This window comes from Mycobacterium sp. NGS57 (assembly GCF_059812405.1).
The window spans coordinates 323,231-336,470 of the sequence record NZ_JCALCP010000001.1 but is presented as its reverse complement, the minus strand read 5'-3'; the positions used below and the strand labels follow the sequence as shown (position 1 = coordinate 336,470).

Genomic DNA, 13,240 nt, shown 5'->3' with positions numbered 1-13,240 from the left:
CTGTGGTTCCGGCCGTTACGGCCGATGCTGGCCGATGAGCGCGCGCGCCATCTGCTGGGCACGCCGCGCGGCGTCCAAATCGCCTTCCGCGGCGGAGATGATGGCGCCCTTCATCAGGATGTGCCAGGACCGGGCGAAGTTGTCGACGTCGGCAAGCCCGGCCGCTTCGGCGCGCTGGCGCACGATATCGCGGATGTTGTCCAGATAGGTGACGCTGGCCTGCCCCGCGGGGTGATCGGTGCCCAGCTCGAGCAGGACGTTGATGAACGAGCATCCCTCGAAGCCGTCGCGGTCTTGGAACCAATCGTGGAAGACGTCGAAGATCGCCAGCAGTTGCTCTTCGGGGCCGGCGCCGCGCAGCCGCGATTGCGTCTCGACCAGTCCGATGGTCCAGAGTTGCTCGCGACGGTCCAGCACGGCCAGCACGAGGGCGTTCTTCGTGGGGAAATGCCGGTACAGCGTCGCCTTGGCGACGCCGGCCCGCTCGATCACCTCGTCGGTGCCGACCGCGCGGATACCGCGCCGGACGAAGAGCTCGTACGCGGCGGTCAGGATGCGATCGCGCGCGGACGCGGCCTTCGAGACATCCAGGCTTGTCATACCGCGCCTTACCGTACTCTTACCCGGGGCGTGTAGACAGACCGCCCTGTCTCGTTATACAAATGAGATTCGCAGTCCGCGAAGAATTCGTCTTCAGACAGCAGGACGGGCAACCATCCCGGCGGTCGCGCCGGTCGATTAGGGGGTCCCCGTGAGTCCAGTTATTGTTGCAGAACCAATGTCCAGCCCACATTTCATGCTCAGCACGAGGCTGGTCTACGAGCTGGGCGATCCACACAGCACGCTGCGCGCGACCACCGACCGCAACGGCGCGGCGGTGCTGATCAACGCCGGCGGTGAGGTCGACGCGTGCAACGAGCACACCTGGCGGCAGCTGGTCAGCGAGGCTGCCGGAGTCGTCGAGGCGCCCGGACCTCTGGTCGTCGACGTCACGGGGCTGGATTTCATGGGTTGTTGCGCATTTGCCGTCCTGGCCGACGAGGCGCACCGGTGTCGAGACCGCGGCATCGAGTTGCGTCTGGTGAGCCACGAGCCGTCCGTCGCGCGCGTCGTCGACGCCTGCGGGCTGAGCAGTGTCCTGCCCATCTATCCGACGGCGGACGCCGCGCTCACGGCGGCCGCCCGGTGGTGAGCTGAGCGACCCTCCCACGTTCGGTGCGGAGGAGGAGTTCCTCCTCGCCGACCCGCGCACCGGCGAACCCATCCCCCGCAACGACGCGGTGGCCGAGGAGGCGCAACGGCGCGGCGTCGAACTGCAACGGGAACTGAGCAGCTGCCAGGTCGAAACCACCTCGAGCGTGGCCGCGACCAGCGACCAGCTCGCCGCGGAGCTCACCCGACTGCGGCGGGTGGCGGCCGAGGCCGCCGAGGCCGCGGGTGTTCGGCTGCTGGCCTCGGGGCTGCCGCCGGCCACACCGCACGAGTTTCCCGTCACCGACACCCCCCGATACCGTCGCATCGGCGCGGAGTTCGGGATGATCGCCCACGAGCAGGGCATCTGCGGATGCCACGTGCACGTGCAGGTGCCCGACCGCGCGGCCGCCGTCCACGCCAGCAACTGGCTGCGGCCGTGGTTGCCGTCTTTGCTTGCGCTGTCGGCGAATTCGCCGGTGTATCGCAACGCCGACAGCGGCCACGCGAGCTGGCGCAGCGTGCTGTGGCGACGCTGGCCCGTGGCCGGGCCGCCGCCGTTCTTCGAGTCGCTCGAGGACTACGACCGCGCGGTGCGGATGCTGGTCGACTCCGGGGTGATCCTGGATCGGGACATGGTCTATTGGGACGTGCGCCCGTCGGAGAGTTTCCCGACGGTCGAGGTGCGGGTTGCCGACGTGCCGGCGACCGTTGCCGAAACCGTGTTGCTGGCGACGCTGATCCGCGCCGCGGTGATGACCGCGCTCGGCGATCGGCCGGTCCGCCTGCCGCCCGGGGCGCTGCGGGCGGCGTACTGGAAGGCCTCCCACGACGGGCTGGCGGGACGCTCGCTCGATCTGGAAGGCGGCCGCGGCGCGATTCCGGCGCGCGAGTTGCTGGGCACGCTGGTGCACCGGGTGCGCCCGGCGCTGGACACGCTCGGCGAATACGACCGCGTCACAGCCGAACTCGACCGCATCGCCACCCAGGGCAACGGCGCGATGCGCCAGCTGCGGGCGTGGCGAGAGCGCGAGGACGTGCGGGACGTCGTTGACGTCGTCGCCGTCACGCCAGCGTGACCAGCCGGTAGAGCCCGATGAGCCCGACCACGACGATGGTGGAACGCAACGCGGTCGACGAGAGCCGGCGCCCGTAACGCGCCCCGACCCAACCACCGATCAGCGAGCCCACCGCGAGGAGTCCGACGACCGGCCAGCTGATCCGCTCGGGGGCAACCAGCGAATAGCATACGGCCGCAACCACATTCACCAAGAGCGTGAGCAGGTTCTTGGCCGCGTTCATGCGCTGCACCGACTCGGGCAGCAGCGCGCCCATCACCCCGACCAGCAGGATGCCCTGCGCCGCAGTGAAATAGCCGCCGTAGACCCCGACGGCGAACGTCCCCAGCACGAGTACGGCCATCCGCGCCGGGGTGACGTGTTCGGCGGAGCGGCCCGCTCGTTCGGCCCGTTTGGCCGCCCACGCCTGCAGTCGCGGCCCGATCACCACCAGCACCAGCGCCAGTGTCAACAACACCGGCACGATCTCGCCGAACACCGCCGCGGGCAGGTGCAGCAGCAGGAACGCCCCCAGCATCGCCCCGGCCAGCGACGCCGGGATCTGCCAGCGCAACCGGCGCCACTGGCCGGCCAGCTCGGCGCGATAGCCCCAGGTGCTCGACACGCTGCCCGCGACCAGGCCGATCGCGTTGGACATGGTGGCCGTGACCGGCGGATAGCCCAGGGTGACCAGCGTCGGGAAGGTGATCAGGGTGCCCGACCCGACGAGGGCGTTGATGGTGCCGGCGGCGAATCCCGCCGCGGCGATCACGAGCACGTGCGAAGCCAGCACCTAGGGCCGCGCCTACTCGGGAAAGCCGAAGAGCTTGACGACGCCGTGATCGCGGCCGGCGGTGTATCCGCCGTCGACGGCGATCGCCTGACCGCTGACGAACGAGGCGTCCGGGGACAGCAGGAACGCCGCCATCGCCGCGACCTCCTCGGCGCGGCCCAGCCGTTGCAGGGCGTGCTCCTCGGTGATGGAGGCCAGCGGGCCTTCCATCCCCGGCAGGCCGAAAACGCCTTCGGCCATCGGGGTTTCGATGAAGCCCGGGCAGATGGCGTTGGCCCGGATGCCGCTCGGGCCGTAGTCGAGGGCGATGTTCTTGGTGAGCAGCACGACGCCGCCCTTGGCCGCGTTGTACGAGCTGCCGCCCGCCGTGCCTTCCAGGCCCTCGACGCTGGCGACGGTGACGATCGAGCCGCGTTCGCCGTCGACCCGGGGTTGTTCGATCATCCTGGCCAGCGCGGCCTTGGCGACCAGGAAGGTGCCGGTCAGGTTGATGCTGATGACCCGGTCCCATTCGGTGCGGTCGAGCAGGTGGACGGGGCCGCCGCCGGCGACACCGGCACAGTGGAAGACGCCGTCGAGGCGATCGGGCACGGCGGCCAGCACCGCGGCGATGGCGTCCTCGTCGGTGATGTCGGCGGTCACGAAGTGGAAGTCGGGGCCGAGATCGGGCGGGGAGGCCACGTCGGCGCCGATGACGCAGCCGCCCTCGGCGAGCAGGCGCTTCGCGGTGGCCAGCCCGATACCCGACGCCGCGCCCGTCACGACGAAGGTGCGGGACCGGGCGCGATCAGCGTTCACCATGGCAGACATGGTGGCACACCGAGGCTCCGGCTCACGCTCAAAGCCCCCAGGGCAGACTCGGAGGGAACACACGCACCGCAGCGGAGGGGCTATGCCAGCCGAGACCACGTCCAGCACGACGGAAACGCTCGCCGGGTTCGTCGAGCGCCACGCCCGGCAGCGGCCCGACGGCATCGCGATCCGCTTCGGCGATCGACAGTGGACGTGGGCGCAGTGGGCGTCGCGGATCCGGCACGCGGCCGGGGCGCTGCGGGAAGCCGGCGTACAGCGCGGCCAGTGCGTGGCGTTCCTGGACAAGAATCACCCGGCCTGCCTGGAGATCCTGTTCGCCGCCGCGTCGATCGGGGCGGTGACCACCGTCGTCAACTGGCGGCTCACCGGCGACGAGCTCGCCCACGTGCTCGACGACAGCAGCCCGCGTCTGCTCTTCGTCGGCGCCGAGCTGCGCGACGCTATCCCCGCCGGCATGGAGCGCATCGTGACCGTCGGCGACGAATACGAATCTTTGCTCGCCGCAGCGACTCCCGTGCCACCCGCCGAGGTCGACGAGAACGAAACCGCGCTGATCATCTACAGCTCGGGCACCACCGGGCGGCCGAAGGGTGTGCTGCTGAGCCAGCGCGCGCTGGCCAACCACGCGGCGAACCTGGCGCCGGCGTTCCCGTTCGCCGACGGGGACGCGAACTTGGTGTGCATGCCCCTTTTTCACGTTGGCGGGATCGGGTACGGGCTGTTCGGCATCCGGGCGGGCGCGCCGACGATCATCACCCGCGACGCCGACACCGCGACGGTGGTCGCGGCGGTGCGCGCGGGCGCGACCCACGCGTTCTTCGTGCCGCCGGTGATCGCGCGGTTTGTGGAGGCGGGTGAACCGGCGATTTCGAATCTGCGCTACATCGTGTACGGGGCCGCGCCCATGCCGTTGCCGTTGCTGCACCGGGCGCTCGACACGTGGCCCGACACCGGCTTCGTCCAGGTGTACGGGCAGACCGAGCTGTGCGGCGCGGTCACCGCGCTCAGCGACGCCGACCACCGGGATTTTCAGCGACCGGACCTGCAGTTGTCAGCCGGAAAGGCCGTGCTGGGCTGCGAGATTCGCGTCGTCGACGCCGAAACCGGCGGGGTGGTGCCCGCCGGGGAGGCCGGCGAGATCTGGGTGCGCAGCAACCAGAACATGACCGGCTACCTGAACCGGCCGGAGGCGACCGCCGAGACGATCACCGCCGACGATTGGGTGCGCACCGGCGACATCGGGCGCCTGGACGCCGACGGCTACGTCTACATCGAGGACCGGCTCAAGGACATGATCATCACCGGCGGCGAGAACGTCTACGGGCCGGAGGTGGAAAGCGTGCTGATCGAGCATCCCGCCGTGGCCGACGCCGCGATCATCGGCGTTCCCGACGACTACTGGGGCGAGTCGGTCAAGGCGATCGTCGTCGCCACCGGCGAGGTCGACGCCGGCGACATCATCGAGTTCTGCCGCGGGCATCTGGCCGGCTACAAGTGCCCGCGCAGCGTGGAGTTCGTGGAGTCGCTGCCGCGCAACCCGAGCGGTAAGATCCTCAAAACCGCGCTGCGCGAACCGTATTGGCGTGACCGCGCGCGCAAGGTTTGACGGTTACAGCCGTCCCTCGGCGCGCAGCTCGGGGTGCACCCAGTCCGGTGAGCGGCGTTCCTTGAACGCGCGGAAGCCTTCCCGAGCCTCGGCGTCGCTCAGGCTGGCGCTCATCCCGATGCGGTCGTAGAGGCCCAGGTAGCTGTCGATGCTGGACTTGATGACGCCGCGGGCGCGCGGCGCCGTCCGGCAAGCCTGCGCGAGAACGTCTTTCGCCTCTTGGAGCAGGCTGTCGTGGGGCACCACCCGGGTGACCAGACCCCAGCCGAGGGCCTCGGCGGCGGTGAGCACCCGGCCGGTGAACATCAGGTCGCGGGTGCGCACCGGCCCGATGAGCCGTACCAGCATCTGGCTGTAGTAGGTGTCGGCGTAGCCGCGGAACAGCTCGGGAACCCGGAAGGTCGCCCGCTCGCTGACCACCGACACGTCGCTGCACAGGGCGATCTGCATGCCGCCGCCCTGGCACAGGCCGTTGACCGCGGAGACGATCGGTTTGGCCGAGGTGCGCACCGCGTCGAACGGGGTGACGTCCATGCCCAGCGCCGAGCCGAAGGTGATCCAGTTGTCGGTGGCTCCCCCGCCGCCCATGTCGCCGCCGGGCGCGAAGACATCGCCGGTTCCGGTGATCAGCAGCCCGGCCAGGTCGGGGTCCTCGGCGACTCGGCCTACGGCGCAACGGATTCCGAAGTACATCGCGGGTGTGAGGGCGTTGCGCGCCTCGGGGCGGTCGATCGTGCAGACCGCGATCGGTCCCTGGCGTTCGAAGGTCAAATACGGCGTGCCCAGCCAATCGCCCTCGGGCGGGCGGGGGGCGCTCTGCGGTGTCGTCACGGTCGCTACTGTAACTCTTTCGGTAGGCGAGTCCGTCTACCGATACTGCAGCGGCGCTGTCTCGGTGGTTTGCGCAGCGTCGGCGATCACGGCGGCCAGCCTGTCCTGCAGGGTGGCCGTCGCCTCGCCGACCGGCTTGTCGCAGAAGCGGCAGTGGATGGTGAACTGCGGCTGCTCGTGCTCGTCCGGCCAGAAGCGGCGCGGGCCCACGGCGGCGCCGGGGTCGTACTGGACCGCCTGGTGCGGCGCTTCCTTGAGGATGCGGCCGACGGGATGGTGTTGCGGGCATTCGAGTTTCAGCACGCCGATGCCTTCTTGGTTGCCGACCATCGTTCACCGTCCTTTGCTGGTTGTGCTCATAATTCGCCGAGCCTCGGAATCTCGATCCGTGTGTAGTCGCCGATCGGATGCAATGGGACCGTTTCCCGGTCGCGGTACCAGGCGACGAGGCGCTGCCCTTCCTCGTCGTCGGCGCGGGGAAAATCGGCGCCTTCTGCGGTGTCCCTGAAGTAGTCGAGGAGGAAGGTGGTGAGTTGTGCTGTCCGAATGGAGTTTTCGTCGTTGCTGGCATTCAGGACGGTCAAGAAAATGTCGTGCACGCGCTTCGTTCCCCGGTCGATTTGCGGCTGAAAGTAAGGGCCGACCACGACCCGCGCGCCGCGCGCCGCATAGAACGCCGCCCGCCGCTTCGGGTCAATGTCGCCGACGACGGGGTGCCGGCGCGGGTCTTCGACCTCGGCCAGCACCAGCGCGATGTCGGGATCGTCGAACCAGCTCCGCTCGGCGGCGTCCATCAGCACGTCACCGATGCCGCCGCCGCGACAGCCGGGCCTGACCGCGAGGTAGCCGATCAGCAGCACGCGCCGATACAGATGTCCCACGATGCAGCCGACGGGCGTGTGGCCGTCGAACGCGCACAGTCCCCTTCCCGCGCCGCCCTGGGCCAGCCCTTTAAGGATCGTGGGCAGCGGATCGAGCTCGTCCGGCCCGAACGACGGCGCGAGGATGCCGCGATAGATGCCCTCGACGACGTCGGCGCTCACCTCGGAGCGCATGTCGCGGACCTCGATGGCCATCCCCCGATGCTGCCATTGCCTCGTCGGCCATGCCGTCGCTCGGGGCCGCATCAGGGCGCCGCGGCTAGCTCAACTCGAACAACGGCATGCGTGCCTGACCGGGGTCGTCGAGGTCTGCCGCCAGCAAGCAGACGCCCACTTCTCCCCGATAAAGGCTGTTCCGTCGCAGATGTTGTTTGCGAATGGCGACCGCCGCGTGTTCGGCCAACTCGCGTGCCCGGTTCAGCCAGATCCGATCCCCCGTATGCCTGAAAAAACGCAGGAGAGCGTACGCCCTGCCGGCCGAACCGCAACACAGATCGCCCCCGGCACTTGGTGCCTCATAGGACGTCCACGCCGCGCCGGCCGCCAGGCTCAGATGACGAGGGTCGGCCATCAGCTCGTGTGCGAGCAGCCACAGGTGCAGATGGCCGGCCGCGCCGTTGCACCACGTAGCCCGCATTGCGTCCAAAGCCCTGCGACCGCGTGCCGACACGGGCCACCCCAGGCCCCGTCCCGATGGCTGAGCCAGATCGGCCAGCTGGTCGAGATGCCGCTGAAGGTCTTCGGCGACAGCGGCTTTCGAGACCTTGGCCCACTGAAGCAGCCCATAGAGAATGCCCGAGTGGCCGTGGGCTACGCCGAGACTGCCCGAACCCGTGGCGTCCTCGAGGGGAGGCAGGTGGGCAAGCCGGTCCAACAGCCGCGCACTCAGGTCGTTGCCCAGCGATGTGAGTGTGCGCTGTTCCTCACCGGTGGACGGGCCGATGGCATCCAGGAGAATGCCGCATCCCAGGAGAAGACCGGCCCACCCGAACACCAACTCGACCCGCTGTTCGTCGGCCGCCGCAGCGGCCACGAATCGCTCGATGGCATGCTTGCGTCGAACGTCGTCCGCTTGAGCGTCGGCGACGAGGGCCGCCGCGCACAGCACGCCGGGGTCGGAGTGGTACAGCGATACACGTCCTACGACATCCAAACTCATCTCCAGGTCGGGAGCGGTGAACGCATCCCGCGACGGCAGCTCGCGCAATGCAGCCTGGCTCCAGATGTCGGCGACGGCAAGCAGGGAGCCGTCGTCGCGCTGCTGCGCGATCCGTAACAGCGCCAGCGCGAGCCCGGCCGAGCCGAAATTGACCGACGCCGACGGCGCTTCCATCCCGTCGCGCATCAGCCGCCCGCCGAGAGCCGACCGCGCGATCAGCTCGTCGAGTAGGGACCCGCCCTTGGTCTTGCCGCCCCGACTTGGCCGCCCCTCATCGCCGTCGCGATCGAAGGCCTCGCGCAGCGCGGCCCTGAATTCCCCGACCGACGCGAATCGTGCGTCAGGGCGTTTTTCGAGCGCCCGGCTCAGCGTGCGCTCGGTGTGCGCGAAGCCCGGGATTCCGCGCTCGGCAAAGGTTTTCGGCGGATCGCCGATGAGTTGGCTCAGCATCTGCCGTTCTTCGAGGACGAAGTCGTGCGTGTGCATCCCCGAGACCAGAAGGTACACAAGCGCGGCGATCGAATACTGTTCGCCGGCCGCTGTCGGCGGCGGCGCCTTGTCGCCGGCCAACCGCGCCTGGGCCAGCTCGGGTTCCATGTACAGATCGACCACGCCACGGCCCGGTCGCTCGCTCGGCCGGCCCTCGATGATGCTGTGGGCCTGCCCGAAGTCGATGATCGTCGCCCGCCCGGAGCTGCCGATGAGAACGTTACGTGGATGCACATCGCCATGGACGACGCCACGGTCGTGAAGCCTGACATAGGCTTCGACGATCGCGAGGACGAGCGCGCTGAGTTCACGCCGATCGACGGGCGCACGGCCGCGAATGAGCTCGGCGGCGGCGAGAGCATCAACCCCGTTGCACCATTCCATGGCGATGAAGGGCCGGCCCGCGTGCTGGTCGTGCGCGAAAAGTACTGGGCCGCAGGAACCATCGAGCAGCTCGAGCATCTTCGCCTCGTGCCGCAGCGCGGCGCCCACACGTTGCTCCGAGCCCGGCCGGGCGATCTTGATCGCCGCCCATGCGCCGTCAGGTGTGCGCGCCCGGTAGACCTCGGTATCGACCACAAGGGCGACGGGCTGGTCCACGACGCAATCGCCGATCATGTCTCCCCGTCCCATGAGGAACGCCACCGGCGCGGCCAGCTCCGAGTCGGGTGGTAGCAGCATCCCCGCTTCGATGAGGGTCCGAAGCGCAGGAAATGCGTCGTCGAGGATCGCCGCGGGATCGGCCTGCTCGGTGCGACTGAACCGTATGACCGCGTCGGCGATCGTGGTGGGGTCGCGAAAGTGCTGCAGGAGCTTTGCGGTCGCATCGTTCACGATGTGCGTGTGCGTGCGCGACCGTGGCCGGGTCACCGCGACGTCTCCCGGGTTGTATTCGACGCCGGTGAGAACGGCTTCGGACAGCGACTCGATGGGTTCGAGCCGAACGTCCTCGGGCAGCGTGAACAGGCCTTCGATCATGTCGGCGCGGGAAGCGACGACCAGAAATCGTCAGTGGGCGCCCAGGCGTGGGGGTTCACGCCGTCGAGGCGAAGCCGGTCGAGCACAAACCGCCACAATGGCCCGGGAACCCCTGCCTTTCTTGCCGTCTCGAGATGTGCGGCGAGCTTGGACGCGACCCAGAAGCGCCAGCTCTCCGGCCGGCCGGGCACCGTACGAGGCCGGTCGGCACCCCAGGACAGGAGGCCGTCCGGCGACAGTTCGGCGGTGAACGGAACACCGTGGACGGGATAGCCTTCCAGGCTGCGGCACAGGTCCGCGCCGGCCTGCTGCAGATCGTCGAACCGCGAGAAATAGGCGACCAGCTTGTCGGGGCGGGTGAGCCCGGGAAGACCCCGCCCCAGCTTGAGCCCTCTGACACCCACGTTCTGCCCCAAGATTTCGGCCGACGCGGCAAATACTTCGGCGAGGTGGCTGCATCCCGGGCTGACGTAGAGCTTGAACCGTGCCCGGTCGTTGTCGGCGTTGTTGCTCGTCGGACGCCACATGACCCAATGCGCGCTGGCCGACGACGCCAGCGTCCAATATCTCTCGACAGACGGCGGCACGCCTGCCAGCGACCCGTCCCAGCCGGCGATCTCGCCGCGATGAAACTTGCGCTTCAGCGCAGGCGTCAGCGGTCGCCGGCCGAAGCCGTAAAGTCGACCTGTCATTTCTGGGAGCGTGAGGCCACCCAGCGCTTCGCCGTAGCGCAGCGCCTCGATGGAAAGCTTGGCGAGGGGCCCTGCACCGGAATAGATCTCGTCACCGATGACCGTCGGTCTCGCGTTCGGGCCCGAGACGAATTTGTTGTCGTGCTCCACCTCGACAACTCCGTCGAGAACCAGACGGGCCAGGACATCGGGGGTCCGGTCGCCGAAAAGGGAACGGAAATAGCGCGGCACCGGCCCAGCGTTCCGGAGCGTCAGAAACAGCAATGCGGTCTCCGGCGATATCGCGCGGCATGGCAGCTGTGACGATGGCGCCGGTTCGAGGTAGCCGTAGAGGGCCTCATTGGACGGCAAGGTCGGCCGCGTCGCACCATCCGGGCATTGCTCGCCCAGGCGAAGCTCGTAGCTTGGGTTGGCGCGGAATCGCCTTTCGAGAAGTGGAGTCATCACGCCGGTTCGGCAGGACTTCCCAAGGGCCCCGGCGCTTTCCCGCTCGTCTAACCCTCGCGGGTCGCCTGCGCGACCGCCTCTTCAGCCCGTGTTATCTCCTGCAGGCGCGCCTCGAGTTGCCGGCGCAAGATGGGCAGCACCCTGATGTCGACCATGGTGTGCAGGTTGGGCTTCTCGCTGAAGTTGTCGCAGAGAGGCTCCGACGGATTCCCGCTGCACTCCTCGCAGTGTCCCTCGCCGAAGCCGATGCCATCCTCGATTCCCAGCGTGACGGCCTGCCAGTAGCGATGGGCATGGACATGGAGGTCTTGTTCTTCTGCCTCTGCCGCGGCGACCACCGTTATCGTTTCGCATGGCAGCTGGACTCTAAGAGCACGCGCTTCGAATGCCATCGGGGTCGCCTCCCTAGTCACAAAATGATCCAGGCTTCATGCTCCCAGCGAACAGCACTTTACTCCATGGACTGCTCAAATGAGCTCGACAAAGTCGCCACACTCTGGGGCCGATACGGCGGCCGGCGGACATGAACCGGACACCCGTGGGCCGTATTCATGCAGTTCAGAGGGGTGGTCCCGGCTGGGATCGAACCAGCGACCTTCCGCGTGTGAAGCGGACGCTCTTCCACTGAGCCACGGGACCCGGCGCCGAGGGGCGAACGGTGTCGAACACTAGCATGACGCCGACATCGCCGAACGCGCCACGTGCGTCGCGGGGCGCGCTAGCCTAGAGCGGCAACACGACCAAGAGATTTGTGCGGGCCCGCTGAGGTGGACTATCGTCGTCCTTCGCAACGGGCGACGATCTCGGCCGTTGCGCGCGGATGTAGCGCAGTTGGTAGCGCATCACCTTGCCAAGGTGAGGGTCGCGGGTTCGAATCCCGTCATCCGCTCGAAGGTGCAAGTGGCATCAATCCCCAGCGGTGGAGTGGCCGAGTGGTGAGGCAACGGCCTGCAAAGCCGTGCACACGGGTTCGATTCCCGTCTCCACCTCCAGAGTTGACCCCCCAAGGCGCGATTAGCTCAGCGGGAGAGCGCTTCCCTGACACGGAAGAGGTCACTGGTTCAATCCCAGTATCGCGCACCAGGTTCTACCTGCGGTTTCATCCGCAAAATCGGCCCGCGTGAACTCAATGTGAACTGCTCGGCGCAAACCCGAAAGGTTTCGCCATGTCCACTACCGCCACCGATACGGGGCTGAGCGACCACCTGCACGACGCCCGTAAGCATCTTCTGCACGCCTATGTCGCCGTCGTTGAGTCCCACCGCGATGTTGTGCAGCAAGGGAATCGACAGTCGCCGCCAGTTGGTCGGCGCCCTCATCAACGACGTTGACCGGGTGTTGGCCGACGTGACTGCGCGGCACTGGACGTGATGTGAGCGGGCCCGCGCCGCGATCGTTCTCGCCGGCGTGGGCCGGCCTGGTCGACGCCTATCTCGCGGTCGAGGCGCGGCACCCGACGCGGTTTGGTCGGCGGCGATCGCCGGCGCGGATTCACGCGTCCGGCTGATGCCACGACAGGTCCTCAGGGCCTGGGCTGTTCGTACAAACGGCAACGCCCGATGAGGATCTCTGCCAGCCGTTCAGGTTCGCTCACCATCAGTATGTGGCAGGTGTCGATCTCAATGAGGGTCTGCACTCCGCCAAGCGCGGCGATGCACTCGCGTTGAATCTTCATCGAGACGGCGCGATCACGCCGAGTGAGTATCCACGTACGTGGCACCCCGTCGGGCATACCACTGCGGTCAACTTTTTCAATCATTATTGAAGGTGATTCCTGACAGGACCCAGCCAGCGTGAACCTGCGCTGTGCGGGAGTCATTCCGTTGCAGAATACAAACCCCGCCAACGCAGTAGGCAAACCTCCAGGGCGTAGTGAACGGGATTTCTGCACATTACGTTTCGCGGTGCGACGTGCGTACCAGCTCAGCGCCCCGGGTAACGTGTCCACCAGGGCGCTGCCGTTGGCTGGTACTTGCGCGGTGGCCAAGATCATCTCCCGCACGCGCGCCGAGCCAAGCTTGGTGACAACACCGGGGACGATCACCCCCGCCAGCGAATGGCCGACGATCACGAGGTCGTCGAGCGCAGCATTCTCGATGTCCGACACCACCGAATCGACCCACCCATCGATACAAGCCGTGATGAGGTCACCGCCTTTATTTCCCCGACCCGGCAAATCAACGGTGAGCACCTTTAGTTCTGGCTCCAGGATGCGGAGCACGTCGATGGTGGCCTCCCAACAATCAGCGGTGAACCCGCCTCCGTGCACGAGAACCAATGCGGGCAATCCCATCGCCAGGTC

Annotated in this window: 14 protein-coding genes and 4 tRNA genes; 6 read left to right on the top strand and 12 right to left on the bottom strand. The window is 67.8% G+C overall.

Annotation, left to right across the window (positions count from 1 at the left end):
• Nucleotides 1-15: 15 nt before the first annotated feature.
• On the bottom strand, nt 16-600 hold the full coding sequence (locus tag AC5Y43_RS01780; RefSeq protein ID WP_499968668.1) for a TetR/AcrR family transcriptional regulator: 585 nt from the start codon (nt 598-600) through the stop codon (nt 16-18).
• Between the two features lie 178 nt (nt 601-778).
• Between AC5Y43_RS01780 and AC5Y43_RS01775 the strand changes: the two genes are divergently transcribed.
• Together AC5Y43_RS01775 and AC5Y43_RS01770 are read left to right on the top strand one after the other, a co-directional pair.
• Nucleotides 779-1,192 (top strand): anti-sigma factor antagonist, encoded by a 414-nt coding sequence (locus AC5Y43_RS01775; RefSeq protein ID WP_499968666.1) that lies wholly within the window; start codon nt 779-781, stop codon nt 1,190-1,192.
• A gap of 1 nt (nt 1,193) precedes the next feature.
• Nucleotides 1,194-2,270 (top strand): glutamate--cysteine ligase, encoded by a 1,077-nt coding sequence (locus AC5Y43_RS01770; protein WP_499969375.1) that lies wholly within the window; start codon nt 1,194-1,196, stop codon nt 2,268-2,270.
• Here AC5Y43_RS01770 and AC5Y43_RS01765 read toward each other — a convergent pair.
• Together AC5Y43_RS01765 and AC5Y43_RS01760 are read right to left on the bottom strand one after the other, a co-directional pair.
• Nucleotides 2,257-3,027 carry a sulfite exporter TauE/SafE family protein gene (locus AC5Y43_RS01765; protein WP_499969373.1) on the bottom strand — a complete coding sequence of 257 codons (771 nt, stop codon included), beginning with the start codon at nt 3,025-3,027 and terminating at the stop codon, nt 2,257-2,259. The two genes, AC5Y43_RS01770 and AC5Y43_RS01765, sit on opposite strands and share 14 nt — an antisense overlap.
• A gap of 27 nt (nt 3,028-3,054) precedes the next feature.
• Nucleotides 3,055-3,852 (bottom strand): SDR family NAD(P)-dependent oxidoreductase, encoded by a 798-nt coding sequence (locus AC5Y43_RS01760; RefSeq protein WP_499968664.1) that lies wholly within the window; start codon nt 3,850-3,852, stop codon nt 3,055-3,057.
• An 82-nt stretch (nt 3,853-3,934) separates the two neighbouring features.
• Between AC5Y43_RS01760 and AC5Y43_RS01755 the strand changes: the two genes are divergently transcribed.
• On the top strand, nt 3,935-5,461 hold the full coding sequence (locus AC5Y43_RS01755; RefSeq protein WP_499968663.1) for an AMP-binding protein: 1,527 nt from the start codon (nt 3,935-3,937) through the stop codon (nt 5,459-5,461).
• 3 nt (nt 5,462-5,464) lie between these two features.
• On the opposite strand, the gene AC5Y43_RS01750 is transcribed toward AC5Y43_RS01755, so the two are convergent.
• The 7 genes from AC5Y43_RS01750 to AC5Y43_RS01720 all read right to left on the bottom strand — a co-directional run bounded on the left by AC5Y43_RS01750 (nt 5,465) and on the right by AC5Y43_RS01720 (nt 11,577).
• Entirely contained in the window at nt 5,465-6,292 is an 828-nt protein-coding gene (locus AC5Y43_RS01750; protein WP_499968662.1) for an enoyl-CoA hydratase/isomerase family protein, read from the bottom strand.
• A gap of 36 nt (nt 6,293-6,328) precedes the next feature.
• Nucleotides 6,329-6,622, bottom strand: a complete 294-nt coding sequence (locus AC5Y43_RS01745) for a hypothetical protein (protein WP_499968658.1) — start codon at nt 6,620-6,622, stop codon at nt 6,329-6,331.
• Between the two features lie 26 nt (nt 6,623-6,648).
• Nucleotides 6,649-7,368, bottom strand: a complete 720-nt coding sequence (locus AC5Y43_RS01740) for a GNAT family N-acetyltransferase (RefSeq protein WP_499968655.1) — start codon at nt 7,366-7,368, stop codon at nt 6,649-6,651.
• Nucleotides 7,369-7,432: 64 nt separating this feature from the next.
• Nucleotides 7,433-9,799: a lanthionine synthetase LanC family protein gene (locus tag AC5Y43_RS01735; RefSeq protein ID WP_499968654.1), complete on the bottom strand. Its 2,367-nt coding sequence runs from the start codon at nt 9,797-9,799 to the stop codon at nt 7,433-7,435.
• Entirely contained in the window at nt 9,796-10,935 is a 1,140-nt protein-coding gene (locus AC5Y43_RS01730) for a hypothetical protein (protein WP_499968652.1), read from the bottom strand. Before AC5Y43_RS01730 ends, AC5Y43_RS01735 begins: the two co-directional genes overlap by 4 nt.
• A gap of 50 nt (nt 10,936-10,985) precedes the next feature.
• Nucleotides 10,986-11,330, bottom strand: coding sequence for a hypothetical protein (locus tag AC5Y43_RS01725; protein ID WP_499968649.1), 345 nt, complete (start codon nt 11,328-11,330; stop codon nt 10,986-10,988).
• Nucleotides 11,331-11,505: 175 nt separating this feature from the next.
• Nucleotides 11,506-11,577: transfer RNA gene (locus tag AC5Y43_RS01720), tRNA-Val, on the bottom strand.
• 177 nt (nt 11,578-11,754) lie between these two features.
• On the opposite strand from AC5Y43_RS01720, the gene AC5Y43_RS01715 reads away from it, so the two are divergent.
• From AC5Y43_RS01715 to AC5Y43_RS01705, 3 genes are all read left to right on the top strand, one after another.
• Nucleotides 11,755-11,827 (top strand) — tRNA-Gly (locus AC5Y43_RS01715).
• Between the two features lie 29 nt (nt 11,828-11,856).
• Nucleotides 11,857-11,930, top strand: a tRNA-Cys gene (locus tag AC5Y43_RS01710).
• Between the two features lie 16 nt (nt 11,931-11,946).
• Nucleotides 11,947-12,021, top strand: a tRNA-Val gene (locus tag AC5Y43_RS01705).
• On the opposite strand, the gene AC5Y43_RS01700 is transcribed toward AC5Y43_RS01705, so the two are convergent.
• Together AC5Y43_RS01700 and AC5Y43_RS01695 are read right to left on the bottom strand one after the other, a co-directional pair.
• Entirely contained in the window at nt 12,000-12,257 is a 258-nt protein-coding gene (locus AC5Y43_RS01700; protein ID WP_499968647.1) for a hypothetical protein, read from the bottom strand. The genes AC5Y43_RS01705 and AC5Y43_RS01700 overlap by 22 nt on opposite strands.
• Before the next feature lie 203 nt (nt 12,258-12,460).
• Complete coding sequence (locus tag AC5Y43_RS01695) at nt 12,461-13,231, bottom strand: alpha/beta fold hydrolase (RefSeq protein ID WP_499968645.1); 771 nt, start codon at nt 13,229-13,231, stop codon at nt 12,461-12,463.
• Between the last annotated feature and the right edge of the window lie 9 nt (nt 13,232-13,240).